This is a genomic window from Priestia sp. FSL W8-0001 (assembly GCF_038050335.1).
GTDB classification, from domain to species: domain Bacteria; phylum Bacillota; class Bacilli; order Bacillales; family Bacillaceae_H; genus Priestia; species Priestia flexa.
This window is the reverse complement of sequence record NZ_JBBPAL010000001.1, coordinates 3,049,174-3,074,458: the sequence shown is the minus strand read 5'-3', so window position 1 is coordinate 3,074,458 and position 25,285 is coordinate 3,049,174. Positions and strand designations below refer to the sequence as shown.

Annotated in this window: 27 protein-coding genes and 1 riboswitch; of the genes, 22 read left to right on the top strand and 5 right to left on the bottom strand. The window is 37.8% G+C overall.

Features of this window, described 5'->3' with window-relative positions:
* Positions 1-10 precede the first annotated feature (10 nt).
* The 3 genes from MKZ18_RS16265 (at position 11) to lysA (ending at position 3,536) form a co-directional block, all read left to right on the top strand.
* A complete protein-coding gene (locus MKZ18_RS16265) occupies positions 11-592 on the top strand; it encodes a stage V sporulation protein AE (RefSeq protein ID WP_076512181.1) in 582 nt (193 codons plus the stop codon).
* Between the two features lie 7 nt (positions 593-599).
* The gene (locus MKZ18_RS16260; protein ID WP_374700358.1) at positions 600-2,051 is read left to right on the top strand and encodes a spore germination protein; all 1,452 of its coding nucleotides are present in this window, start codon (positions 600-602) and stop codon (positions 2,049-2,051) included.
* 165 nt (positions 2,052-2,216) lie between these two features.
* The gene (lysA, locus tag MKZ18_RS16255; RefSeq protein WP_144593746.1) at positions 2,217-3,536 is read left to right on the top strand and encodes a diaminopimelate decarboxylase; all 1,320 of its coding nucleotides are present in this window, start codon (positions 2,217-2,219) and stop codon (positions 3,534-3,536) included.
* A gap of 31 nt (positions 3,537-3,567) precedes the next feature.
* Here lysA and MKZ18_RS16250 read toward each other — a convergent pair whose 3' ends face one another.
* Entirely contained in the window at positions 3,568-4,431 is an 864-nt protein-coding gene (locus MKZ18_RS16250; RefSeq protein WP_373688723.1) for a DUF1002 domain-containing protein, read from the bottom strand.
* A 270-nt stretch (positions 4,432-4,701) separates the two neighbouring features.
* Here MKZ18_RS16250 and MKZ18_RS16245 point away from each other — a divergent pair, with 270 nt between their 5' ends.
* Positions 4,702-5,136, top strand: coding sequence for a peptidylprolyl isomerase (locus MKZ18_RS16245; RefSeq protein ID WP_025908337.1), 435 nt, complete (start codon positions 4,702-4,704; stop codon positions 5,134-5,136).
* Positions 5,137-5,337: 201 nt separating this feature from the next.
* Positions 5,338-5,691, top strand: a complete 354-nt coding sequence (locus tag MKZ18_RS16240) for a GNAT family N-acetyltransferase (protein WP_025908338.1) — start codon at positions 5,338-5,340, stop codon at positions 5,689-5,691.
* Between the two features lie 20 nt (positions 5,692-5,711).
* On the opposite strand, the gene MKZ18_RS16235 is transcribed toward MKZ18_RS16240, so the two are convergent.
* Together MKZ18_RS16235 and MKZ18_RS16230 are read right to left on the bottom strand one after the other, a co-directional pair.
* Positions 5,712-6,236, bottom strand: a complete 525-nt coding sequence (locus MKZ18_RS16235) for a DUF309 domain-containing protein (protein ID WP_025908339.1) — start codon at positions 6,234-6,236, stop codon at positions 5,712-5,714.
* A 73-nt stretch (positions 6,237-6,309) separates the two neighbouring features.
* Positions 6,310-6,405 (bottom strand): YjcZ family sporulation protein, encoded by a 96-nt coding sequence (locus tag MKZ18_RS16230; protein WP_076512182.1) that lies wholly within the window; start codon positions 6,403-6,405, stop codon positions 6,310-6,312.
* A 178-nt stretch (positions 6,406-6,583) separates the two neighbouring features.
* Here MKZ18_RS16230 and MKZ18_RS16225 point away from each other — a divergent pair, with 178 nt between their 5' ends.
* The 12 genes from MKZ18_RS16225 to MKZ18_RS16170 all read left to right on the top strand — a co-directional run bounded on the left by MKZ18_RS16225 (position 6,584) and on the right by MKZ18_RS16170 (position 18,331).
* Positions 6,584-7,345: a segregation/condensation protein A gene (locus MKZ18_RS16225; protein WP_082802678.1), complete on the top strand. Its 762-nt coding sequence runs from the start codon at positions 6,584-6,586 to the stop codon at positions 7,343-7,345.
* Complete coding sequence (gene scpB, locus MKZ18_RS16220; RefSeq protein WP_061784726.1) at positions 7,342-7,914, top strand: SMC-Scp complex subunit ScpB; 573 nt, start codon at positions 7,342-7,344, stop codon at positions 7,912-7,914. Before MKZ18_RS16225 ends, scpB begins: the two co-directional genes overlap by 4 nt.
* A 167-nt stretch (positions 7,915-8,081) precedes the next feature.
* Positions 8,082-9,218: a D-alanyl-D-alanine carboxypeptidase family protein gene (locus MKZ18_RS16215; protein ID WP_061784725.1), complete on the top strand. Its 1,137-nt coding sequence runs from the start codon at positions 8,082-8,084 to the stop codon at positions 9,216-9,218.
* A gap of 1 nt (position 9,219) precedes the next feature.
* Positions 9,220-9,819, top strand: coding sequence for a nucleoside recognition domain-containing protein (locus MKZ18_RS16210; protein ID WP_025908343.1), 600 nt, complete (start codon positions 9,220-9,222; stop codon positions 9,817-9,819).
* Positions 9,816-10,349, top strand: coding sequence for a spore maturation protein (locus tag MKZ18_RS16205; RefSeq protein ID WP_025908344.1), 534 nt, complete (start codon positions 9,816-9,818; stop codon positions 10,347-10,349). The genes MKZ18_RS16210 and MKZ18_RS16205 overlap by 4 nt, the downstream gene beginning before the upstream one ends.
* A gap of 125 nt (positions 10,350-10,474) precedes the next feature.
* Entirely contained in the window at positions 10,475-11,200 is a 726-nt protein-coding gene (locus MKZ18_RS16200; RefSeq protein WP_061784724.1) for a pseudouridine synthase, read from the top strand.
* A gap of 227 nt (positions 11,201-11,427) precedes the next feature.
* Entirely contained in the window at positions 11,428-11,949 is a 522-nt protein-coding gene (gene resA, locus MKZ18_RS16195) for a thiol-disulfide oxidoreductase ResA (protein ID WP_025908346.1), read from the top strand.
* Positions 11,950-11,961: 12 nt separating this feature from the next.
* On the top strand, positions 11,962-13,584 hold the full coding sequence (gene resB / locus MKZ18_RS16190) for a cytochrome c biogenesis protein ResB (protein ID WP_061784723.1): 1,623 nt from the start codon (positions 11,962-11,964) through the stop codon (positions 13,582-13,584).
* A gap of 11 nt (positions 13,585-13,595) precedes the next feature.
* Positions 13,596-14,774 carry a c-type cytochrome biogenesis protein CcsB gene (ccsB, locus tag MKZ18_RS16185; RefSeq protein ID WP_025908348.1) on the top strand — a complete coding sequence of 393 codons (1,179 nt, stop codon included), beginning with the start codon at positions 13,596-13,598 and terminating at the stop codon, positions 14,772-14,774.
* A 220-nt stretch (positions 14,775-14,994) separates the two neighbouring features.
* Positions 14,995-15,711 (top strand): response regulator transcription factor, encoded by a 717-nt coding sequence (locus tag MKZ18_RS16180; protein WP_025908349.1) that lies wholly within the window; start codon positions 14,995-14,997, stop codon positions 15,709-15,711.
* On the top strand, positions 15,711-17,489 hold the full coding sequence (locus MKZ18_RS16175; protein ID WP_061784722.1) for an ATP-binding protein: 1,779 nt from the start codon (positions 15,711-15,713) through the stop codon (positions 17,487-17,489). Before MKZ18_RS16180 ends, MKZ18_RS16175 begins: the two co-directional genes overlap by 1 nt.
* Positions 17,490-17,647: 158 nt before the next feature.
* Positions 17,648-18,331, top strand: coding sequence for a peptidoglycan DD-metalloendopeptidase family protein (locus tag MKZ18_RS16170; RefSeq protein WP_025908351.1), 684 nt, complete (start codon positions 17,648-17,650; stop codon positions 18,329-18,331).
* 35 nt (positions 18,332-18,366) lie between these two features.
* Here MKZ18_RS16170 and serA read toward each other — a convergent pair whose 3' ends face one another.
* Positions 18,367-19,941, bottom strand: a complete 1,575-nt coding sequence (gene serA, locus MKZ18_RS16165) for a phosphoglycerate dehydrogenase (RefSeq protein ID WP_061784721.1) — start codon at positions 19,939-19,941, stop codon at positions 18,367-18,369.
* A 376-nt stretch (positions 19,942-20,317) separates the two neighbouring features.
* Positions 20,318-20,456: riboswitch (FMN riboswitch) on the top strand.
* A 147-nt stretch (positions 20,457-20,603) separates the two neighbouring features.
* Between serA and MKZ18_RS16160 the strand changes: the two genes are divergently transcribed.
* A complete protein-coding gene (locus MKZ18_RS16160) occupies positions 20,604-21,179 on the top strand; it encodes an ECF transporter S component (protein WP_025908353.1) in 576 nt (191 codons plus the stop codon).
* 46 nt (positions 21,180-21,225) lie between these two features.
* On the opposite strand, the gene MKZ18_RS16155 is transcribed toward MKZ18_RS16160, so the two are convergent.
* On the bottom strand, positions 21,226-21,474 hold the full coding sequence (locus tag MKZ18_RS16155; RefSeq protein WP_061784720.1) for a ferredoxin: 249 nt from the start codon (positions 21,472-21,474) through the stop codon (positions 21,226-21,228).
* Positions 21,475-21,732: 258 nt separating this feature from the next.
* On the opposite strand from MKZ18_RS16155, the gene MKZ18_RS16150 reads away from it, so the two are divergent.
* From MKZ18_RS16150 to MKZ18_RS16135, 4 genes are all read left to right on the top strand, one after another.
* A complete protein-coding gene (locus MKZ18_RS16150; RefSeq protein WP_061784745.1) occupies positions 21,733-22,785 on the top strand; it encodes a helix-turn-helix domain-containing protein in 1,053 nt (350 codons plus the stop codon).
* Positions 22,786-22,800: 15 nt separating this feature from the next.
* On the top strand, positions 22,801-24,318 hold the full coding sequence (locus MKZ18_RS16145) for a RecQ family ATP-dependent DNA helicase (protein WP_061784719.1): 1,518 nt from the start codon (positions 22,801-22,803) through the stop codon (positions 24,316-24,318).
* A gap of 84 nt (positions 24,319-24,402) precedes the next feature.
* Entirely contained in the window at positions 24,403-24,852 is a 450-nt protein-coding gene (locus MKZ18_RS16140) for a DUF2663 family protein (RefSeq protein WP_025908357.1), read from the top strand.
* Positions 24,853-24,914: 62 nt separating this feature from the next.
* Positions 24,915-25,283, top strand: a complete 369-nt coding sequence (locus tag MKZ18_RS16135) for a hypothetical protein (protein ID WP_061784718.1) — start codon at positions 24,915-24,917, stop codon at positions 25,281-25,283.
* Positions 25,284-25,285: the final 2 nt, after the last annotated feature.

The window sequence follows — 25,285 nt, the reverse complement described above, 5'->3', positions numbered from 1 at the left end:
GAGGTGTGATATGAAAAAAAGGCAAGTTATTTTAATTACAGATGGAGATGAATACGCACGAAAAAACATTGAGTACATTGCGAAAAAAGTGGGCGGCAGATGTATTTCAAAGTCCTACGGAAATCCAACGACTCTAACGGGTAAAGAAATTGTTGGCATGATTTTAGAAGCACCGTATGATCCTGTATTTGTTATGTTCGATGACAGCGGCTTTGTTGGCGAAGGTGCTGGAGAACAAGCGCTTAGGTATGTAGCGACAAATAAACAAATGGATGTATTAGGTGTTATTGCGGTAGCTTCTAGAACCCATCAAAGTGAATGGTCCAAAGTAGATGTTACAATCGATCGCTTTGGTGAACTAACGCATTATGGTGTGGATAAAAGTGGTATTCAAGAGTTGGAGGTTGGGCGAATAAATGGTGACACGGTGTACTGTTTAGATGAGCTCGATGTTCCGCTGGTTGTCGGAATTGGAGACATTGGTAAAATGGCACGCATGGATGATGTAAAAGCTGGTTGTCCAATTACAGAGCAAGCTGTACAACTGATTTTAGAAAGGAGTGGCTTCCGTGAGCAACAAAGTGGAAAATAAAACAAAGATTTTCCCAAAGATTCAACAAAATGATGAATGGTACAAAGAAAACGCTAGTATGATTACAAGCTTTGATGTAGGTGTTCGTAAACTTCTTATCCTAGGTCGAGAAGTGCATGTATACTACGTAACAGGCCTATGTGATAGTGCATTTATCATTGAAATTACCAAAGTACTTGTTCAAATTAATGATAATGAAGTTGAGCAGGCAAAATTAAAAGATATTATTGAAAACCGTTTAATTCATCAACAGGTTAAGCCTCTAAGAACACTGGATGAAGGAATGGATACCATTTTATCAGGTCTCATTTTTGTACTTATTGATGGAGAAGAAGTAGGCTTTGAAGTTGATGTAAGGATGTATCCAGGGCGTTCGCCAGAAGAACCAGATACAGAAAAAGTTATTCGCGGTGCGCGCGATGGATATACAGAAAATATTATTATCAATACAGCACTAACTCGTCGTCGAATTCGAGATGGAAGACTACGCTTTGAAATCTTTAAAGTAGGTGAACGTTCCAAACTGGACGTAGCAATTGGGTACATAGATGAAATTGCAGATCCTGGACTTGTGGAAATTATAAAAAAAGAGCTTACTTCTATCAAAGTAGACGGTCTACCGATGGCAGATAAATCGCTAGAAGAGTATATGGTCAAACAAGGTTTTAATCCGTTTCCTATGGTTCGCTATACGGAAAGACCAGATACGGCTGCTACGCATTTATTAGAAGGGCACGTTATTTTAATTACAGATACATCACCAAGTGTCATTATTACGCCAACTACGTTTTTTCATCATTTACAACATGCAGAAGAATATAGGCAATCTCCTGCTGTTGGGACGTTTATTAGGTGGGTAAGGTTATTAGGGATTTTAGCATCTGTATTTTTATTACCACTATGGCTATTATTTGTTCTAGAACCACAGCTTTTGCCGCCGGCACTTCAGTTTATAGGACCCAATGAGCAAACGAATATTCCAACTGTTATTCAAATCTTCTTAGCTGACTTAGGCGTCGAATTCTTAAGGATGGCCGCCATTCATACACCAACTGCTCTAGCTACCGCCATGGGCTTAATCGCCGCTGCTCTCATTGGGCAGATTGCCATTGATGTAGGACTTTTTGTACCTGAGGTAATCTTATACGTAGCGGTAGCAGCAATTGGTACATTTGCTACTCCAAGTTATGAATTGGCCATTGCGAATAAAATGATTCGTTTAATGCTCTTAATAGGTGTAGCTGCTTTTCACACGCCTGGATTTGTTATTGTGTCTACGCTGTATTTAATCCATCTCGTGAGCTTAAAGTCGTTGAACACGCCTTATCTATGGCCGTTTATGCCATTTAATCCTAACGCGCTGCTTCAGATTATTATTCGCCCAGCGGTACCGTCTGCGAAATCCAGACCTAGCATTGTACACCCACAAGATAAAGATCGTCAGCCAGCAGAGTCGTAAATCTGGTAGCCATCTCTTGTTTATTTAGCAATATGTAGTTGAAACCTGTAAAAAAATGTGATAGATTTGTTTTAATTATGTAAAATAATAAATTTTTAGACAGTTAGCAGCTCTTTATGCTGTCAGCTGTCTTTTTTACAATATATAAAGGAACGGGGTAGAAGGATGTTTTTACATGGTACAAGTCGCATTAATGAACAAGGTCATCTTGAAATCGGTGGTGTAGACGCGGTTAAGCTTGGTAAAGAGTTTGGAACGCCTCTTTACGTATATGATGTCGCTTTAATTCGTCAACGTGCTAGAGAATTTAAAGAAACGTTTGAAAAACACAATATAAAAGCACAGGTAGCATATGCAAGTAAAGCCTTCTCGACCGTTGCGATGGTACAAGTGGTAGACCAAGAAGGCCTGTCCTTAGATGTTGTATCTGGAGGAGAGCTTTATACGGCGCTGGCGGCTAATTTTCCTAAAGAACGGATTCATTTTCATGGAAACAATAAAAGCCGAGCTGAGTTAGAGATGGCTATTAAAGAAGATATTGGGTGCATTGTTGTAGATAACTTTTATGAGATTGCGCTGTTACAAGAACTAACAGAAAAGTATCGCAAAACGATGCCTGTATTATTGCGCTTAACACCAGGTATTGAAGCTCATACTCATGACTACATTCTCACAGGACAAGAAGATTCAAAGTTTGGTTTTGATTTGCAAAATGGTCAGGCTGATGAAGCAATTAAAGCTGTGATGGAAACCAGTGGAATTAACCTGTTAGGAATTCACTGCCATATTGGTTCACAAATCTTTGAAACAACAGGATTTGTCATGGCGACTCAGAAGCTTTTTTCAAAAATGAAAGAGTGGAAGGAAACAATTGGCTATGTACCGGAAGTACTTAATCTTGGGGGAGGGTTCGGAATTCGCTACACAGAGGAAGATCAGCCTATTCCTGTTTCCGAATATGTAGAAGTGATTATTGAAGAAGTTAAAAAGCAATCAGCTCAACTAGATGTTCCAATTCCTGAAATTTGGATTGAACCTGGCCGTTCACTCGTAGGAGATGCAGGTACAACACTTTACTCTGTTGGTTCACGCAAACATGTCCCGAATATTCGTGAATATGTTGCGATTGATGGGGGGATGAATGATAATATCCGTCCTGCATTATATCAAGCAAAGTATGAAGCTGCTCTTGCGAATCGAATGAATGATGTGAAAGATGAACTTGTATCGATTGCTGGGAAATGCTGTGAATCTGGAGACATGCTAATGTGGGACTTGTCGTTGCCAACAGCACGTCCAGGTGATATTCTAGCGATGTTCTGTACAGGTGCATATGGTTATTCAATGGCGAGTCAGTATAACCGTTTGCCTAAACCAGCGGTCGTGTTTGTTGAAGATGGAGATGCTCAGTTAGTTGTACAACGTGAAACATATGAAGATATTATTAAAAATGATTTAAAGTATAACGTTGCGTTAAAAAAGTAAAAAAACGGTTGCCTTAGAGGCAACCGTTTTTTTATGAGAATAAAGCTTTAATAGCATCAATGATACTAATAAAGAAGTTTTTTAGTTTATCAAGGAATGACTGTCCTTCTTCAGACTGCAAAAATGTTGTGACTTTCTCTTTAGTAGCTGATAATTGATCTTTAACTTGATTCCAATCAATATCTAAGTCTTTTAAACGATTGAAAAAGTCAACGAGTGTGTTCAGCTCAGAGTCTGTTAGGCTAATGCCTAAATCATTGGCTACACGCTCGATTAAAGCACGCAAATCATCTTTTGTTTGTGGATTTTCTTTGGCAATTTCTTCTTTTATTGTTGCCATAAATTCAGCTGCTTTTTCTTTTCCTACTTTTTCACCAAGTTCAGCTGTTTGAACCATCTCTTCGTTGGCCGCTTTTTTAACCTCTTCAGGTATTTTTTTATTTGTTTGTACTTCATAGGCTTTCATAATTCCGGTTAATGCGGCAGTACCTGATACTTCAAAAGGTGCAGTAATTTTAATATCAGCGTCTTTTACACCTGCAGTCATTAACGCGTTTAGGTACATATCATCCGTAATGGATGTAATGTTTTGGGTGGCTACGCTTAAGCCTGAATCTTTTGCAGTAAGCGTAATGCTTGAAGATGAAATCGCTCTAGAGCCGATGGTTGCTTTTGGAATAAAGTCACCTAAATACTCATGTTCTTCTGCGTTAGACACAGTAATGGTTTGCGCATTATCTGGTGCTTCAAGGTCTTTTAATACTTTTTCTTTTTGCGCAATTGTTAAATCTTCTCCTAAAGTAACAATGACGTCACCTACAGCTGCGTCTGCAAGACTTTTTATTGGCGCTGTTAAAAACAAAATCAAGCTCATAGTAAGCAAAGCTATTTTTATATAAGGCTTCATAATTTTTTCCTCCTTTAACCATATCCTATTATAATACGATTTTAGATAATGCGATAGTTTCATCTCGCGCTACTTATTAAACGAAGAGACAACAAGAAAGTTTCAAAAAAAGAAAAATTCGCTAATTGATTGAAGAAAAGTGATTCATTGAATTTAGATATTCACTTATAGTACAATAAGATGAAACATTGTTAAAGCGTGCATAGTTACTTATGTACAACCATAAGTGTTGAAATACATAATTTGGAGGTTTTATACATGAAAAAAGCAAGCATTTTAATGGAAAATGGAGAAAAAATTCTAATTGATTTATTTGAAAATGAAGCGCCTGGAACAGTTGAAAACTTTGAAAAATTAGCAGCTGAAGGTTTTTATAACGGCGTAACGTTCCACCGCGTTATCCCTGGATTTGTATCACAAGGTGGAGATCCTACAGGCACAGGAGCTGGCGGTCCTGGGTATACAATTAAGTGTGAAACAGAAGGTAATCCTCATAAGCATGAAGCTGGTTCATTATCAATGGCTCATGCAGGAAAAGATACTGGCGGAAGTCAATTCTTTATCGTACATGAGCCACAGCCACACTTAAATGGTGTTCATACTGTGTTTGGTAAAGTAACAGAAGGGTTAGATACAGTATTGAAGATGCGTAACGGTGATGTGATGAAAGAAGTTAAGGTGTGGGAAGAGTAATATTCTCATGCTGTAACAATTCAACATTAGGTTGAAAAGAGTGATAATAGAGCGCCTTGTAAGTTGTGAAATCAACTTTACATGTCGCTCTTTTTATGTGAATTTACAGCGATGTTGCTATTATTTCATAAATTTTGTATGATAAAAGCATTAGAATTAACGAACACATCGTAGGAAAGTTTGAGAACGAGGGAGAATTTTATGCTTATTCGCTATAAAAGAAGTCATGAAAAAATTGCTATGGGTCTTCTGTCGTTTGTGCCAACTGAAAAGGATTTAAAAAAACTTCAGCAAACGATGAAAGATTATGAGCAAAACGAAAATCGCCAGCTATATTTATGGAAACAGGGAGAAGACTTTATCGGTATTGTTGGAGTTTCAATTATTGATCAAGATTTAGTTGAGGTTCAACATGTGAGTGTCAATCCATCTCATCGCCAGCAGGGGATCGGAAAAGAAATGATTAAAGCACTTCAGCAGATGTATTCTAATGCTCAAATTAAGCCTAGTGAGTTAATTGCACCGTTTTATGAAAAATGTCAAAGTGAACAATAAAAAGCAGAGCTGCAGTAGTCTTAACTACGAGAAGCTCTGCTTTTTCGTAATTTCTTTGCCCGCTCTGCAATGATAGCTGTTCGATCACGGAGCTTATGACGGTGAATAAGGTGTTCATCCTGCAAATTAGATGGTGTAAGCCATCCGAATGTCTGAGCTAAAGGGTGTGCATGGCATTGCTGAACAAGGTGTTCATCTACAATTGGCATATTTAAGCTTTGATACGGTTTTGAAGCCTGTATTAAGCGCAAATGTTTGTTGAGTATGCTGATTAAATCGATTGGCTGTAAACCAATCTGAAATAGCTCTTGATGATGCGCATCAAGAATTGAAATTGCTTTTTTCATCGTACGTTCAGCACCTACGTAGTTACTTCGACGATGATGATACAGCGAAACGGCAACTTGAATGAGCCCAACCCATAAAACATTTCGATGCCTAGGATCAGCGACTTTCCAATGTTCTTCTAGTACTTCATGGCATTCGAAATAATCTCTGTTTGTATGAAAATAAACAAGATAATCTATATACGGTTTTGGATACATAACTGGTAACCTCCTAATGCCAGTGTAACATAAAAAAGTGTCCAGCTAAACTGAACACATTTGGGTCATTTTATTAAAAGTGTAAGCAAGCGCATCCGATAATTACTAATAAAATAAACAATACAATAATTAAAGAAAATCCTCCGTTATAATCATGCTTGTGAGTCATGAGAATTCCTCCTTCGAGTTATCAAAATGCTATTACCCTGACATCATATGTTCATTTTTACGTTTGGTATGGGCGAATGACCTATCTTTCCTAGAAATTATATTGGACATGTGTCTAGAATCCTCTATACTAATGATAGTACGACTTATGACTAAATGATAATTTTGGTGGGATAGAATTGGAATATAGTGTGAAGGTAGATGCTTTTGAAGGACCGCTAGACCTTTTATTGCATCTTATTAACCGATTTGAAATTGATATTTATGACATACCAGTAGCAACGATTACCGAACAATACATGATGTATATACATACGATGAACGAGCTTCAGCTAGATGTGGCAAGCGAATATTTAGTAATGGCTGCTACGCTTATTCAAATTAAAAGTAAAATGTTACTGCCAACATATGATGAAGACGATATAGATGACAGTATGGATGATATAGAAGAAGATCCTCGCGAACAGTTAATGCAGCAGTTAATTGAATATCGTAAATTTAAAGAAGCTGCCGTTGAACTTCAAAAGCTTGAAGAAACACAAACCCATATTTACGCAAAGGCCCCTAGTAACTTACAGCAAATAAGTGATGAAAAATCGCCGCAGCAAGATAGCGGAGATTTAGATGTTTCGCTTTATGATATGCTGAGTGCTTTACAGAAGTTGATGAAGCGAAAACAGTTACAGAAGCCAGCGCAAGCAAGAGTAGCCCGTCAAGACGTTCCAATTGAAAAAAGAATGACGGAAATTGTATCGGTACTCCAAAAAACAAAGGGCAAACAAAGTTTTTATAAGCTTTTTCCTTATCCTGAGCGCAATCATATTGTGGTAACGTTCTTAGCCATCTTAGAATTAATGAAAAAGAATGAAGTCATCGTAGAGCAGTCCAATAACTTAGATGAACTATACGTTGCATATCAAGAAAGGAATGATGAAAGATGAGTAAACAACATGTTTCTGCGGCTATCGAGAGTTTACTATTCGTTGTGGGAGATGAGGGGCTATCGATTAAACAGCTGCAAGAACTTCTTGATGTGTCAAAAGACGAAGTGAGCATAGAGTTAAATAAACTGATGAAAGAGTATGAAGACGAGAAGCGTGGTCTTCAGCTAGTAGAGATTGCTGGACAGTTTCAATTCGCAACGAAGCAGGAATATGCTTCGTATGTGGAAAAATTAATTGAAGCACCATCTGCACAATCGCTATCTCAAGCTGCGCTTGAAACGCTAGCAATTGTAGCATATCGTCAACCGATTACGCGAGCTGAAATTGAAGAAATTCGCGGTGTGAAAACTGAAAGGCCGCTTCAAACGCTGATTGGCAAAGCGCTTTTAAAAGAAGCAGGACGCGCAGAAGGAGCAGGCCGAGCGATTCTATATGGAACAACAAAAGAATTCTTAGCTTATTTCGGCTTAAAAGACTTGAGCGAACTGCCACCGCTTCCAGAAGATGAAGCAGGCGCTGAACAGGAAGCAGATTTGTTTTTTCGGACGTTTCAAGAAACAGAATAACTCACTTGGTAAAGAACACGATGAGCATACATCGTGTTCTTTTTATGAATAAAAAAAGAAAAAAATTACAAATAAGATAAAAGTTGAAAGATGCCTTTACGTAAATAATTCATAACATGAAAACAAGTGCATAAACTTGTACAAACAGATAAAGGGACGGGGATGACATGCGGAAAATAAAGCAAAGCATTATATGTTTCATAATTTTATTTTTAGGTCTAAGCAGTTTACCTCCTACTACATATGCAGCAGGTGTAAGCGCCCATAGTGCAATTTTAATTGAACAAAAGTCTGGAAGAGTTTTATATGAGAAAAATGCTGATGCGATTAGCCGCATAGCGAGCATTACGAAAATTATGACCGCTATTTTAGCGATTGAATCTGGCAAAATTGATCAAACAACAACGGTTAGCTCTCGAGCAGTGGGAGTAGAAGGGTCATCCATTTACTTAATTGAGGGTGAAAAAATTAAGCTCAAAGACTTGGTATATGGACTTATGATGAGATCTGGAAACGATGCAGCTGTAGCGATTGCTGAAATGGTAGGGGGCAGCGAAGAGGGATTTGTTTATTTAATGAATCAAAAAGCAAATGAAATTGGAATGACTAATACCACATTTCAAAATCCTCATGGACTAGATGATCATGAAAATCATCGTTCAACAGCCTATGACATGGCGATCTTGATGCGCTACGCAATGAATAATAAAACGTTTCGAGAAATTTCAGGAACAAAAGTTTACAGAACCGCTCATCCAGAAGAAAAGTGGGACCGCGTGTGGAAAAATAAAAATAAATTACTGACAAGCTTATATGCATATTGCACAGGTGGTAAAACGGGATATACAAAGTTAGCAAAGCGAACGCTGGTAACGACGGCCACAAAAAATGGAATGGATTTAATTGCTGTTACAATTAACGCACCTAGCGATTGGAATGATCACATTTCTATGTACGAAGAGGCTTTTGATAATTATAAAATGACAAGCTTGGCTCCAAAAGGAGAGCTGAAAGGCATCGAAGATTCATTTTATAAAAAGAAGCTTGAAATTAAAAGAGATGTTATATATCCATTAACAAAAGATGAGCAAGAAACCATTAAGTTGAAAACGATTTTAATTAAACCCCAAAAAGAGTGGAAAGAAGGAAAGCCTGTTCCAAGCGTTGTAGGAGAGTTACAGGTGACACAAGATGGTGAGTCAATAGGGAATATACCGATTTACTTTCATAATGAGCAAAAGAAAGAAGAGGGATTTTTCACTAAGGTAAAGAACTTATTTTTCATTTATCCGGGAGCACGATAAGATGGTTAATGTCATTTGGATGTTGCTAACGGTTATTGGAATTGTGTTTGCGATCATTAATGGAAAGATGGATGCGGTTAATAAAGCAATCTTTCAAGGGGCAGGAGAAGCGGTTACCATCAGTATCGGTTTAATAAGTGTATTGGTATTTTGGCTAGGCATTATGAACATTGCGCAACACGCTGGATTATTGGAGAAATTAGCCAAGTTGTTTCGTCCTATTATTGGGAGGTTGTTTCCTGACATTCCAAAAGATCATCCTGCTTTAGGATATATACTATCTAATATGATGGCTAATATGTTTGGGCTTGGTAATGCAGCGACACCGCTTGGGATTAAAGCAATGGAACAGTTAAAACAGCTAAATGGTAATAAGGATGAAGCGAGTAGGTCAATGATTACTTTGCTAGCGCTCAATACAACCAGTCTAACATTAATCCCAACAACTGTTATTGCCATTCGTATCACGTATAATTCCGCCAATCCCACAGAGATTGTAGGAACGACACTTCTTGCAACGGTTGTTGCTACAATGGGAGCCATTATCATTGATCGTTATTTCTACCATCGCCGTATGAGAAAAGGAGGGGAGCGTAGATGACCTTATTGAATCAAATTTCTATTATGTTTATCCCTCTTATTGTAGGTTGTATCCTTTTATATGGAACATATAAAAAAATCCCAACTTATGAACGATTTGTAGAAGGCGGGAAGGATGGACTACAGATTGCGTTTTCTATTATTCCTTATCTCGTTGGGATGCTCGTAAGTATTTCAATCTTTCGAGCATCTGGAGCTTTAGATTTCTTTTTAAACTTTATGAAGCCATTTTTAGATGCAGTTGGCGTGCCAGCTGATATAGTACCACTTGCTTTAATCAAGCCAATTTCAGGAACTGCCGCTTTGGGTATTACAACCGATTTAATTGCAACGTATGGGCCGGATTCCTTTATTGGACGATTAGCTTCTACTATGCAGGGAAGTACTGATACTACATTTTATATTTTAACCGTTTATTTTGGAGCGGTAGGCATAAAAAAAATGGGCGATGCTCTAAAGGTTGGCTTGTTAGCGGATTTAGTAGGCATTGTCGCATCAGTGGTAATTGTTATTCTTGTTTTTGGGTCATAATAAAGGTAAAAGAAAGCAGGCTTGACATGCTTTCTTTTTTGCATGAGAAAATTAATAGCTATTTGCTGTACAGGCTTGTATATTAGAGAGTAAACAAGTAAGATGTTACAAGAGGTGAGATATAAATGGAACGATTACAAAAAGTAATTGCTCATGCGGGTGTTGCTTCAAGGCGTAAAGCTGAAGAGCTTATTACGCAAGGACGAGTAACGGTGAACGGAAAAGCAATAAAAGAGCTAGGAACAAAGGTAGGACCTAACGATAAAATTGAAGTGGACGGTGTACCATTAGAACGCGAAGAACCCGTCTATTTTATGTTATATAAGCCAAGAGGCGTTATTTCAGCAGCGAAGGATGATAAAGATCGAAAAACGGTTGTGGACTTTTTCCCTCACGTTGAAGAACGTATCTATCCAATTGGGCGCTTAGATTATGATACGTCGGGGCTAATTCTTTTAACAAATGATGGTGAATTTGCCAACCTGCTGACGCATCCAAAGTACGAAATTGATAAGGTGTACGTGGCAAAAATTAAAGGTATTCCACCGCGTGAAAAAATCAGACAGCTACAGAGAGGTATTATGCTTGAAGACGGAAAAACATCGCCTGCGCGTGCAAAAGTTCTGTCTATTGATAAAGGAAAGCAAACAGCCATCGTAGAGCTATCGATTCATGAAGGTAAAAACCGCCAAGTGCGTCGCATGTTTGAAGCGATTGGTCATCCTGTCTTAAAATTAAAGCGCGAACGCTATGCAAATTTAGATTTAAGAGGCTTAAACGCAGGAGAAGCAAGAGAATTAACGGCTCATGAAGTAAAGCAGCTGTATACGAAAGCACAAACAGGTAAGTAAGTATAACAAGGCACGTTTAGCTGGTAGGTCATTCGATCAGCTAAACGTGCTTTTTTATGAATAAAGATGTAAGCGCATAAATTATAAATAAATGAGTTGTCCATTCTTTGTTGAAAGCGTTGCTGTGTCACATAACCTTCATAATATTTTTACCTTTACTAATGCGAAAAAATGCTATAATTGTAAGAAAACGCATAATGAAAACGATTTAGAGGAGTTCGATTGGGATGAAAAAACGTCGCTTATTTATTCGTACTACGATTCTAACTATTTTATTAGTTGCTGTGGGCTATACTCTATATACGCAGTTTATAGCTGACAAGCAAGCATTTTCAGTAGGTGACCAGGCTCCTAACTTTGTTCTCCAAGATTTAGAGGGGAATGAACATAAGCTGTCGGATTACAAAGGAAAAGGCGTCTTTTTAAATTTTTGGGGCACGTGGTGTAAACCTTGTGAAAAAGAAATGCCTGTAATGGAAGCACAATACGCGAAGTATAAAGACCAAGGTGTTGAAATTTTGGCTGCAAATGTTGATGAAACAGATGTTGCTGTTAAGCAGTTTGCAAACCGCTATGGATTATCCTTTCCGATTTTAATGGACAGGGATTCACAAGTTCTCCATGCATACGGTGTAGACCCGTTACCAACTACGTTTTTAATTGATAAGAATGGAAAGATTGTCGATGTGTTTATTGGAGGGTTAGATGAACAACGAATTCAAGAGTACATGGAATTAATTAAGCCGTAGGGAGTTTTTGCTATGAAACAAATACGATGTGAATGCGGTCATCAAAACAAAGAAGGAACCGTATTATGTGAAGCGTGTGGGAAGCCGCTGAATGAAGAGTCCTCAAAGCAACTGGTTGATATGCGATATGAGGGTAGTGCAAGGCGCTCACAAACATACAATAAAACAATCATTGATAAGATATGGAACTTTTTCTCCTCAGTAAAGGTAGGTGTTTGGATTATTATCCTTACACTTGCAGCATCAGCTCTAGGAACGATTTATCCACAAGAAATGTACATACCACCAGGAACAACAGCAGTTCAATACTATGAACAAGAATACGGATGGACGGGAAAACTCTACTATGAACTAGGATTTCACAATTTATATGGTTCATGGTGGTACATGCTTTTAATTGCATCGCTCGGTATATCATTGGTCATCGCCAGCTTAGACCGAGTTGTTCCACTTTATAAATCACTAAAGTATCAAAGAGTAAAAAAACACGCCAATTTCTTGAAAAAGCAGCGTTTATTTAGCGTCACGAAGTCATGGGCAGATGAAGACTATGAAGCTATGAAAGAGCAGTTGAAAAAGCATCGTTATACAATTCGAGAAGAAAGCGGAAACATATTGGCTGAAAAAGGAAGGTTTTCGAGATGGGGACCTTACGTCAATCACTTTGGTCTTATTATTTTCTTAATCGGTGCTATGCTTCGGTTTGTACCTGGCATGTACGTTGATGAAGTACTGTGGGTACGAGAAGGTGAAACAAAGGTAGTGCCCGGTACTGATGGGGAATACTATTTGAAAAACAATGCGTTTAAAGTCGAAATGTATGATAAAGAGACGGAAAAAGAAGTTTTTCAACAAGCAATTGACCGCGTGGGCAATCAAGCCATTGTAAAGAACTATCAAGCCGATGTGACTCTATACGAGCGTGAAGGGGACAGTATTCCTGGGCAAACGCCAGAATTAAAAGAATTAAAGGATAAGAGCATTCGCGTAAATGAACCTTTAAAGCATGAAGGCTATGCCATTTACCAGGTGGATTATAAGCTTAATGAATTCAACGCCATGTCGTTTCATTTAACAAACAAAGAAACGGAAGAAAATATTGGCCAATTAACAGTTGATTTATATAATCCCGAGGAAACATATACGCTCAAGGATGGCTATAAAGTAGATTTAATTAGCTATTTCCCAGACTTTTATTTGAATGATGATGGAAACCCAGATACCAAAACACGGGTACCGAACAACCCAGCCTTTGTGTTTAAAATGTTTTCACCTGAGCATCCAAAAGGTGAGATAGCACTTGTCGCTATTCAACAGAACCTAGAGCCACTTGGTGAAAATGATTATAAGATGTCCTTTGCAGGCGTAGATACAAAAAATGTAACAGGGTTAACAGTCAGAAAGGATTATACGCTTTGGATTTTAGGCCTAGGAGGTGCGATCTTTATGATCGGTGTCATTCAAGGAATGTATTGGAATCATCGACGTTTGTGGATTCAAAGAATTGGAGATGAGCTGTGGTTAGCCGCTCACACAAATAAAAACTGGTATGGTTTGAAAAATGAGTTAAATCAAGCAGTTCAACAAACTAAGATTATGCCGTTGCATGATCAAGTAGATAAAGACAAGAGATAGGAGGAGACAGAATGGATTTTGCTAGCGTTAGTAGTAACTTGCTTTATGTAGCTTTCATTGCTTATTTAGTCGCTACTTTTTTCTTTGGTGGAGCCATTAGAGAAAAGAATTCAAAGCATAAGGCAAACAAGTGGCCGATATTTGGAATTAGCGTAACGATTGTTGGATTCATTGCACAAGTTGGATATTTTATTACGAGATGGATTGCTTCAGGCCATGCGCCGGTTAGTAATCTATTTGAATTTACAACCTTCTTTGGCATGATGATTGTCGGGGCATTTATTATTATTTACTTTATCTATAAATTAAGTATTCTAGGCGTATTTGCTCTTCCTATTGCGCTGTTAATCATTGCGTATGCAAGTATGTTTCCAACGGAAATTTCACCTTTAATACCAGCGCTTCAAACAAACTGGTTACATATTCACGTTACAACGGCTGCTGCCGGCGAAGCAATTTTAGCTATCAGCTTTGTAGCGGGACTGATTTATCTTATTAAATGTATTGATCAAACGAAAGCAACCAAAAAAACATTTTGGCTAGAGTTTATCTTATATTCTTTACTGAGCACGGTTGGATTTATTATCATGACAACAGCTTTTAGTTTATCAAACTATGATGCTACGTTTACATGGGTCGATAAAAATGAAAAGCAGGCTGAAATGGTGTATCATCTCCCGGCTCTAGTTGGTCCACATGACGGAGAGTTAGTAACGACTGATCGTTTAGAGCCAGCGGTTTCAGTACCTGCAATTATTAATGCACAAAAGTTAAATACGGTTTTATGGTCACTCATGAGTGGTTTTGTCCTATATTGGTTACTTCGTCTTGTTCTTCGCAAACGAATCGGCGCTGCTTTAAAGCCGTTAGTCAAGCAAGTAAACAGTGAACTATTAGATGAAGTAGGCTATCGCTCAGTTGCTATTGGGTTTCCTGTTTTTACTTTAGGTGCTTTAATTTTCGCCATGATATGGGCGCAAATTGCGTGGACACGCTTCTGGGGGTGGGACCCAAAAGAAGTGTGGGCTTTAATTACGTGGCTATTTTACGCAGCCTTTTTACATCTGCGCTTAGCCAAAGGCTGGCAAGGTGAACGTTCAGCATGGCTAGCAGTTGGTGGCTTTGCTATTATTATGTTTAATCTCGTTGCGGTTAACTTGGTCATTGCAGGCCTACACTCATATGCGTAAGAAAAAACTCGCTGTCATTGCGACAGCGAGTTTTTTTGTCATAATGAATCCAATCAGATGTGGAAATTAGACATAAATGAAAAATGATATAAAAAAGTATAAATAATAGAGACACCTTTTAAGTCCCGTTCATTTGTTACATAGATTGTCACAATGTTGATTAGACATTGGTAGCGGTTCACCCGTTTTTTTTGTAAACTAAACATAGGAGGTTGAGAAGATGCAAACTGAACAAAGATTATTACTTGTGGACGATGAAGATCGTATTCGTCGTTTGTTAAAGATGTATTTAGAAAAAGAAGGATATACGATTGAAGAAGCTGCTGATGGCCATGAGGCTATTGAGAAAGCGTTACATATAAATTATGATCTTATTATTTTAGATTTAATGATGCCTGGAATTGATGGAATTGAAGTGTGTAAACAAATTCGTGAGAAAAAAACAACACCGATTATTATGCTAACAGCGAAGGGTGAAGAAGTAAACCGTGTTCAAGGTTTTGAAGTTGGAACGGATGACTATATTGTTAAGCCCTTCAGTCCTAGAGAAGTTGTACTGCGCGTCAAGGCCTTGTTACGACGATCTTCGTCTACACCTGTTATGGAGCCAACACCTTCGGTTAAAAATATGATTGTGTTTGACCATTTAACAATCGATAATGATGCACATCGTGTGACTGCTGATGATAAAGAAGTCAACCTAACGCCAAAAGAGTACGAATTGCTGTGCTTCTTAGCAAAAACACCGGATAAAGTGTACGACCGTGAGCAGCTTCTGAGAGAAGTTTGGCACTATGATTTCTTTGGAGATTTAAGGACGGTAGATACTCATGTCAAACGTTTGCGAGAAAAATTAAATCGCGTCTCTCCAGACGCTGCTAAAATGATTGTAACCGTTTGGGGTGTAGGGTATAAATTTGAGGTTGGAAACAGCTGATGTTTTGGCGGAGTGTTGTTGGTAAACTCTGGTTCACTATCCTATTACTGGTTACGTTTGTTTTATTTATTTTAACGGTTTTATTGCTGCAGTTCTTTGAAAATTATCATGTAGATGCCGCAGAAAAACGACTAACTAAAACAGCAGCTAAAATTTCTACTATCGTAAAGGAAACCAAAGACCAGGAGCTCGGGCTTTCAATTGCACGCGAATTAGCTGACCAAGCCAGTATCTTAATTGTACAGGGAGATAAGAAGTATTGGAACTCCACTCACCCGGAAGAAGAGAGTCGTGACACTGTCATATCGCTCATTTCTGAAGATGAAAATCTTCAAAGAGTGACCACGCATGGTGAAGTTGTACACGAAGAAATGTACATGACTGAAAATAGAGGTACTTCAGAAAGTCCCCTTATGTTTATTGTAGGCGTTCCGTTATCTGTAGATGGTCAAGGGAATGGCGGGGTTTATTTATACCAATCACTAGCTGAAATTGAAGAGCCTGCACGCTATACAACAAAGTTCATTATCTTGGCTGCGGGTATTGCCATCGTACTAACTACAATTTTTGCTTTTTTCTTATCAACTCGAATTACCGCTCCGCTTCGAAAAATGAAGCAGGCAGCTTTTGAGGTTACGAAAGGAAATTTTGAGACGAAAGTGCCAATTTTAACACACGATGAAATTGGCGAACTAGCAATTGCCTTCAATCAGATGGGAAGGCAGTTGAAATTCAACCTTAATGCTTTAAATCAAGAAAAAGAGCAGCTTTCAAGTATATTAAGTAGTATGGCGGATGGGGTTATTACATTTAGTCAAAATGGTTCGATTTTAATTACCAACCCACCTGCCGATCAGTTTTTACAAGCATGGTACTATGAGCAAAATATGAATAATCAGTCCATTCCAGAGCTTCCTTTAAAAGTGGTTCGTTTGTTCGAGAGCGTTGTTAAAAGTGAAAAAGAACAGAGCGCAGAGCTAACGATACAAGGACAGACGTGGGTTATCCTTATGTCACCACTCTATAACCAAACGAAGATTCGCGGAGCCGTTGCGGTTTTACGTGATATGTCAGAAGAGCGTAAATTAGATAAGCTCCGAAAAGATTTTATCGCCAATGTTTCACATGAGTTACGCACACCTATTTCGATGCTGCAAGGTTATAGTGAAGCGATTATTGATGACATTGCTAGCACGGAAGAAGAGAAAAAAGAAATTACCCAAGTTATTTACGATGAATCCTTAAGGATGGGGCGACTTGTTAACGAACTATTAGATTTAGCTCGAATGGAAGCAGGACATGTTCAGCTTCACGTAGCTGAAATTGAGATGGTTGAACTTGCTGAGCGAGTAGTTCGTAAATTCCAAGGAATTGCCAAAGAGCAGGATGTTATGCTGGAACTCCAAACCAATTCACAAACACAGCTCCCGGCAACCATCGATGCAGATCGGATAGAACAGGTATTGACCAACTTGATTGACAATGCGATTCGTCATACCCCTAAAGGTGGAAAAGTGACCCTTGGTATTAACAGTAACCAAACGGAAGTTCATCTTTCAGTTGAAGATACAGGTGTAGGAATACCAGAAGAAGATTTACCATTTGTTTTTGAGCGATTTTATAAAGCAGATAAGGCAAGAACAAGAGGGAAATCAGGTACGGGACTCGGGCTTGCGATTGCAAAAAATATCGTAGAAGCACATCGTGGAGTCATTGTGGTAAACAGCATTTTAAATCAGGGAACAACATTTTTTATTAAGCTACCTAAACACTACTAATAAGATAAATGCTACTTGTGTTTTAAAGACCAAAGAGTAAAAGGTTAGAAAATAGTAAAATATTTTCTAACCTTTTTTACTGGAAATGTCTAGAATTTTTGAAACTGCATATAGTATATTTATGTGTCAAGAAACGCTTAGTACATAGGAGGACATGTATGCTTGATATTGTAAGGCGAATATTAGTAGTAGTCATTATGGGGATGTGTATAGGGCTATTGTTTGTTGGAGGAACAATGGCTAAAGCAGAAGCTTCTACACAGTGGAACTGGCCGACTGAAGAAGGAACGCTTACAGATGTGTTTGGCTCTCGTAACGCAAAGCATTTTGGTATTGATATTGCAGCGCCTGTGGGGACACAGGTGTATGCAGTATATAGTGGAAGAGTTACAAAGTCTTATTACTCTGATACATATGGACAAGTTGTGTTTATTAAGCAAGATAACGGATATGAAACGGTGTATGCACACTTGAATAGTCGAGATGTTACAGAAGGTGAAAGAGTTTCTATTCGTCAGGCAATTGGACAAGTAGGTAACACAGGGCGATCATCGGGTGCTCATTTGCATTTTGAGGTTCATAAGGGAACATGGAATATTAATAAAACGAATGCTATTAACCCGATTGCAAAGCTTGATCAAGGGAAATTATCAGCCTACGTAAGGGAAGATTTAGAGACTGCTGTATTTAGACAGTTGAATGAAGGGTACGTTGTAAAAAGAGGAGACACGTTATCTAAAATCGCACAAAAATATGAAATGAATGTAGACGATTTAAAAGGAAGGAATCATATGACGACCAGCGATATTTATCCAGGTCAACATCTAAAGATAACAAAATAAAAACAAGAAAGGCCTAGACCTTTCTTGTTTTTATTTTATAGTTCAATACGTTGAATTGTAACAATTTCACTTGCTTGCTTTAATGATTCAATCGTTGCGTCTTCAATAAGACGGTCGAACGTAAGCATCATAATGGCTTCTCCGCCTTTTTGTTTACGTCCTACCTGCATTGTTGCAATGTTGATATCTAAGTCACCAAGCGCTTTACCAACATTTCCAATAACACCTGGTTGGTCTGTGTGTCGGATATATAATAAATGTCCTTCTGGATAAAAATCAATGTCGAATGAATCAATGTTAATAACGCGAGGACCATAATCTTTAATATACGTACCAGTAATAGAGAATGTGCGAGACTCTCCTTTTACAACAACTTCAATAATGTTAGCATAGCCTTGAGTGTTATCAGAAATCTTCTCACCAAACGTAATGCCTCTTTCTTTGGCAATCATTGACGCGTTTACTTCGTTGACTGAACGGTCAATACGATGAGTTAAAAATCCAGATAACAAGCTTCGTGTAATATAGGTTGTTTCTAAGTCTGCTACTGTTCCTGCGTACGTAACAGAAATATCTTGAACAGGTTCTTTCATGCATTGTGATAGAACGGCACCAAGCTGTTTCGTTAAGCTAGTAAACGGCTGGATTTTTTCAAATACGTCTTTTGAAAGCGTCGGTAAGTTAATTGACGAACTTACTGGGTTGCCTTCTAAGAAGCGTAGCACGTCATAGGCAACATCTTCTGCTACATTTAACTGCGCTTCTTTTGTTGAAGCACCTAAATGTGGTGTTGTAATAACTTGGTCAAAGTTTAAAAGTGGATTATCAGTAGGTGGTTCTACTTCAAATACGTCAATTGCAGCGCCTTGAACGTGACCAATCTCTAAATAGTGTGCAAGTGCTTCTTCATCAATAATACCGCCTCGTGCACAATTTAGTAAGTAAACGCCTTTCTTTGTTTTGGCTAACGTCTCGCGATTCAATAAACCTTTTGTATCTTTCGTTAATGGCGTATGAACAGTAATAATATCAGCTACTGCTAATAAATCATCTAACGATAAGAGGTCAACTCCTAGTTTTTCTGCACGAGATGTTGTTAAAAATGGATCATATACATGTACCGTCATGTTAAAGGCTTTCGCACGTTTTGCAAGTTCAGAGCCGATACGACCAAAACCAACAATTCCCAAATGCTTGCGATTGAGTTCCGTACCAACAAAAGCTGATCGGTTCCATTCGCGAGACTTAACGGAAATGTTCCCTTGAGGGATATGGCGAACTAAGCTAGCCATCATGGCAAAAGTATGCTCAGCTGTAGAAATAGTGTTTCCATTTGGGGCATTAATGACAACAACGCCTCGTTTAGTTGATGCTTCAATATCAATGTTATCGACACCTACACCTGCACGAGCAACAATCTTTAAATTCTTCATTTTGTCTAACAAGTCTTCTGTCACAGTCGTTGCGCTTCGAACAAGCAGTGCATCGTATGTATGCAATAAATCTTCAACTTCCGTTACTTTTTTTCTTGTTAAATTAACATTTGATGCTTCTAATAATGGAGCAAGACCTTCATTGCTAATTGAATCAGCTACTAACACTTCATACATGTATTAACATCTCCCTTTCACAACTCAAATATCTGATAATTTATCACGTTAAAAAAATTCTGTCAATTGGATTGTAGAAAAGTTCACAATTGGTAACGTTTTCATTTTTAATTTGTTACTTAATATTCGGATTTTTAGTGAAAAACTTGGTATTTTAGCGGTTTTGTTTTTGTGAAAATATTTTTAATACGTACTTTTTGGAGTTTTATATGTAAGAAAGTACGGTGAAAGAATACCTGACAATCTTTCGTTATTGCGCTGTTTTTTCATCATGAAAAAATAATGACTGAAAGAAATCGGAATTGCAGTATTTTTTGTATCAAATGATTTACTTTTAATTCAAGGTATCATATAATGTGAACATCATTAAATATTGATCTATCTTCGGGGCAGGGTGTAATTCCCGACCGGCGGTGATAAACAAATTGTTTTAAGCCCGCGAGCTCTTTAAATGTGGAGCAGGATTTGGTGTGATTCCAAAGCCGACAGTAAAGTCTGGATGGGAGAAGGTGGAGGTTCAAACGTTCAAAAACAAATGTGTTGAACGTTTATTGAATGTGCCTGCATTTTCCCTCAACAAATTTGTTGAGGTTTTTTTATGGAGTGCATGTGCAATGAACCTTTCTTCTTGGAAGAATGGATCGCAAGAAGGAGAGAGGAAAATGGAACATAGCAAGAAAACACAAAAGCTTGTTATTCTAGGGATGCTAAGCGGTTTGTCTTATGTATTAATGATGCTTAACTTCCCAATACCAGGTATACCACCGTTTTTAAAAATTGATTTTAGTGAGGTACCGGCGCTGCTTGCTGCATTAATCTTTGGTCCTGTAGCAGGTCTTATTGTCGAAGGAATTAAAAATTTGCTGCATTATCTCATTCAAGGAAGTGCAACAGGCGTCCCTGTAGGCCAATTAGCAAATTTTGTAGCAGGGCTATTGTTTATCTTACCGGTTTCTCTTATGTTTCATAAATTTAAAAATACAAAAGGTATTACAACAGGTTTAGTAGTTGGAACAGTAGTGATGTCAGTTGGAATGGCGTTTTTAAATTACTATGTGTTCTTACCTGCATATACGCTTTTCTTACAGTCACCGGCGCTGTCAAGTGAGGAAACACGTCAGCTAGTCGTAACGGGCATTCTGCCATTTAACATGATTAAAGGAATTATTACTGGCTTAATTTTCGTTGTTTTATTTAATAAAATGAAATATTGGATTACAAAGCGAGTCGCTGTTTAAATAGAAAAAAGACCTGTACGTGGATGTACAGGTCTTTTATTGTTTTTTATTCAAATTTGTTAGAGTCGCCGTCAAACTTCTCATCTGCTACGCGGATTGAATCTGTTGGGCAACCTTCAAATGCATCCATCATATCATCTTCTAATTCGTCAGGAACTTCCACAATCCCTTGGTTATCATCTAATGTTACGAATGCAATTCCTTCATCATCGTAATCGTAAATATCTGGCGCTGCTGCTCCACATGCTCCACATGCAATACATGTATCTTTGTCAACAATTGTATATTTTGGCATAACAAGACCTCCTGTAAAGTGTTCGAAAATTTCGTGTTATATAATCTCTTTTCAACATAAGCGTGAAATTTCTCTTTACCCATTGTAAGACGATTTTTAAAACTTTTCAATAGAAAAGTCATTGATAATGCTTATCAGACAAGGGTTTGTCATGACTTATAGTGCCACTTTTTTCGTTCATCTCAATACGTGCAATGACAAAAAGGTGCTTTCTGTTAAAGTTTTGGTAAAATGAAAAGAGAAAGGAAGTTGACGATTGTGAACTATATTCAAACCGTTATGCTATATAGTATGCAACAACTAAAAGGTGAACGAACAGTTTACGGGATTTATCATATAGTAACTGGGAAAAAATCAGCGCAAACAATTCAAGACGGTAAAATCTTTGGCTTGTCTTTTTTATTTCAATCATTTAGTTACTTGAAAAAAGAAACATTTTCTCTATACGTAAAAGAGCTTACTTCTCATCAATTCATTAAAGAAGTGGACCATCAAAAATATATGCTAACAAGCAAGGGTGAAGAGGCACTTCACCAACAATTACGTGAATGGCCTCTGCCAGCTAAGCTTAGCGGTTGGCAATTTGCAAGTAGCACACAATTATTTTTATCGAGACTGACCTTGTTCATTCAAACAATCTCTAATCTACAGTATTTTCAAAAGGGATTTTTGCCAATCACCCAAGATCCTGAGACCATTCAATGGGTGAAAGCTTATTTATTTTCTCAGTCGTATTCAAGAGAAGAGTTGGCCAAACGCTTGTTTAATGAATTAAAATGTATTTTAACGAAATGTTCTTCTCAAAACGCTGATGTGTTTGTTCAACATCTGAGTGGATATAAGCGAATTGGTTTAACCAAAAGTCAGCTTGCTGAATATTATAAGATGAACGAACACTACGTTCATTTATTAATGATCAGCGTCGTTCATCAAATCATTGAGCAAATTAGCAAATGTCGAAGTGAATTTCCAGTTCTTCAACAATTTATACAGGACGTACATATGACTGTGCCACTAACGGCTTCAACAGTTAAAACGTACGAGTGGTTACAAAAAGGAAAATCATTAAAAGAAGTAGCTCGAATTAGACGGTTAAAAGAGAGCACAATTGAAGATCATATTGCTGAATTGGCACTGTTTCTTCCTAATTTTACTATTGATGATTATGTAAAAGTGGAGGATCAAAAGGAAATTATGAATGCTTTTGAAGCGTTAAATACCAATCAGCTAAAAGAAATCAAAAAAAGGGTTAGTGATCACCTTACTTATTTTCAAATTCGTCTTGTATTGGCTAAGTGCGTAACGAATTAAGAAAGGAGTAAGACGATGCAGTTAGAACAGGTACTTCAAAAGGAATTCGGCTTTTCTACTTTTCGGAACGGTCAAAAAGAAATTATAACGGACTTATTAAATAACAATCATGTTTTGGCCGTCTTGCCTACGGGAACAGGAAAGTCACTTTGTTACCAGCTCCCTGGCTATTTTTTAAAGCGGCCAATCCTTATCGTGTCCCCGTTGCTTTCCTTAATGGAAGATCAGGTTCAGCAGCTCAAAGCCAAGGGAGAAAAACGAGTTATTGCTCTTAACAGTTTTTTACGTGAAGATGAAAAGCGGCAGGCGCTTCGTTCCTTAAATAGCTATCGTTTCATTTATGCTTCTCCTGAAATCTTACAGAATCCGTATGTAGTTCAGGCTCTCAAACAAGCAAATATTGGTATGTTCGTTGTAGATGAAGCACACTGTATTTCGCAATGGGGCCATGACTTTCGGTTAGATTATTTAAACTTAGGCATGGTATGGGAAAACCTAGGGAAACCGACTTGCTTAGCGCTAACAGGTACAGCAACGAGTGAAGTGCTCAGTGATATTAAAACTTATCTACACCTTGATCAAGTCAACGAGCATTTATATTCAATGAATCGTTCAAATATTGCTATCAGCGTAGAGCATGTGCATGGTCTTGAAGAAAAAAAGAAAAAGCTACTGGAATACGTAACGAAAATTCAAAAACCAGGTATTATTTATTGCTCTAGCCGAGCGTTAACGGAGTCGTTAACGCACTACTTAAAAGAAAATGGTGTCGAAAAAGTCCAATATTACCATGGAGGAATGGAAGCTAACGATCGCATGCTCATTCAGCGACAATTTCTTGAAAATCAGCTCGACTTCATCTGCTGTACAAGTGCTTTTGGAATGGGAGTTAACAAATCGAACGTTCGTTTTGTCCTGCATTTTCAAACGCCTACGCAGCTTGAATCCTATGTTCAGGAAATTGGAAGAGGAGGCCGTGATGGCTTACCGAGCTTAGCAATTTTATTATATAGTGAAGAAGATGATGGGTCTGCACAGGCTTTGTTAGACTTAGAGCTTCCTTCTCCAGATACGCTTTTATATTGTTTGACACAAATTCGTTCAAGCTCCAGTCCAGTTGGAGTTCGAGAAGTTGAAGCCCACTTTTTATTTACAATTGGTGTTTATGAGACGCATTGGCGTTTTATTCGCCACTATTTAGAAAACATTGGTGCGATTCATGATGGAATAATTTATCCAGAACAGGTTACGGAATCTCTATATGGAGAACTGGTGGAGATTGTAAATAAACGCCTAAACGCTAAGCAGAAAAAATACCATGCAATGAAAGGGTTTATCCATACAAAAGAATGTAGAAGAAAAGCCTTAATGAGATATTTTGAAGAAGAGGGCATTTCAGAGAGGCACAATTGTTGTGATCTTTGCAGCATTGATTTAGATGAATTTAAGCAATCCGAACATGAGCGTACAGAATCTACATTTTTAGGATGGCAAGCCGAACTAGCGAGATTGCTCAAACAAGACGTTCACTAGAAAGACCATTGTTGAAATTTTAAACATAAACATTCACCTTTCTTCATACTGTTGTACTAGCCTTATAAAGGGGAGTTGAAGAAAGTGAAAGAGCTGTCTCGCTATCATGTTGATGAACCTACTCAATATATATTAGAAAGCGTTATAAATAAAAAAGAAAAGTTATCGGCTACTCAAAAATCAATGAATAAATGGAAGTGGGTATTTTTTGTATGCTTGCTGTTTGGGATAAGTTATTTATTTGTATTTACTTCGCGCTTAAACCTGATAGCTTTTAGTGACTTTATTCAATTTTTTCTCGGTGATAGTAAGCATCTTCTCTTGCTTATCATCATTTTTTCTACCTATTTTAGGATGATACAAATGCAAAAGCAATGCGATAAGGTGGAAAAAGAATTTAATGATTTGCGGTGTGAAATTATTCAAAAAAGCAAGGACATTTGGTCAACTCCAGCACAGTGGGAAAGTCGAAAAGATTTGTATGCGGCAATGAAACAAACCTACGATATTAATTTGTATCATGAAAATAAATAAGCATTCAATACATGCAATAGCCTCTTCTCACATACAAGTTGTAGTTAGGGGAGGCTTGTATTATGAGAAAGTGGTTATTATTTGTAATAGGGTGGGTATGTAGTTATTATTTCATTACAACCTCTGTATTTGAACGAGAAGGAGCTTCGCTAGATACCATTGTATTTTTTCTGGAAAATCCAGAGAATCTGTTTGCAACGGTTTTGCTCTTTTTAATTAGCTGTACGTGTCAAGCTATTTGGGTGCAGGTGTTAATTGAAAATGTGTACCGCTGGATACAAGGAACAAGGTTGCACAGAGTGGAATTTCTTGTAGCATTGCTTTCTTTAGTGGGTTGCGTAGCGTTTATTTCATTTGAATATTATGTACTATTACCAGTTATGTTGGTCTCATTCATTTACGGTATAGGTGCTACTTCACAAAGTAAATAAAA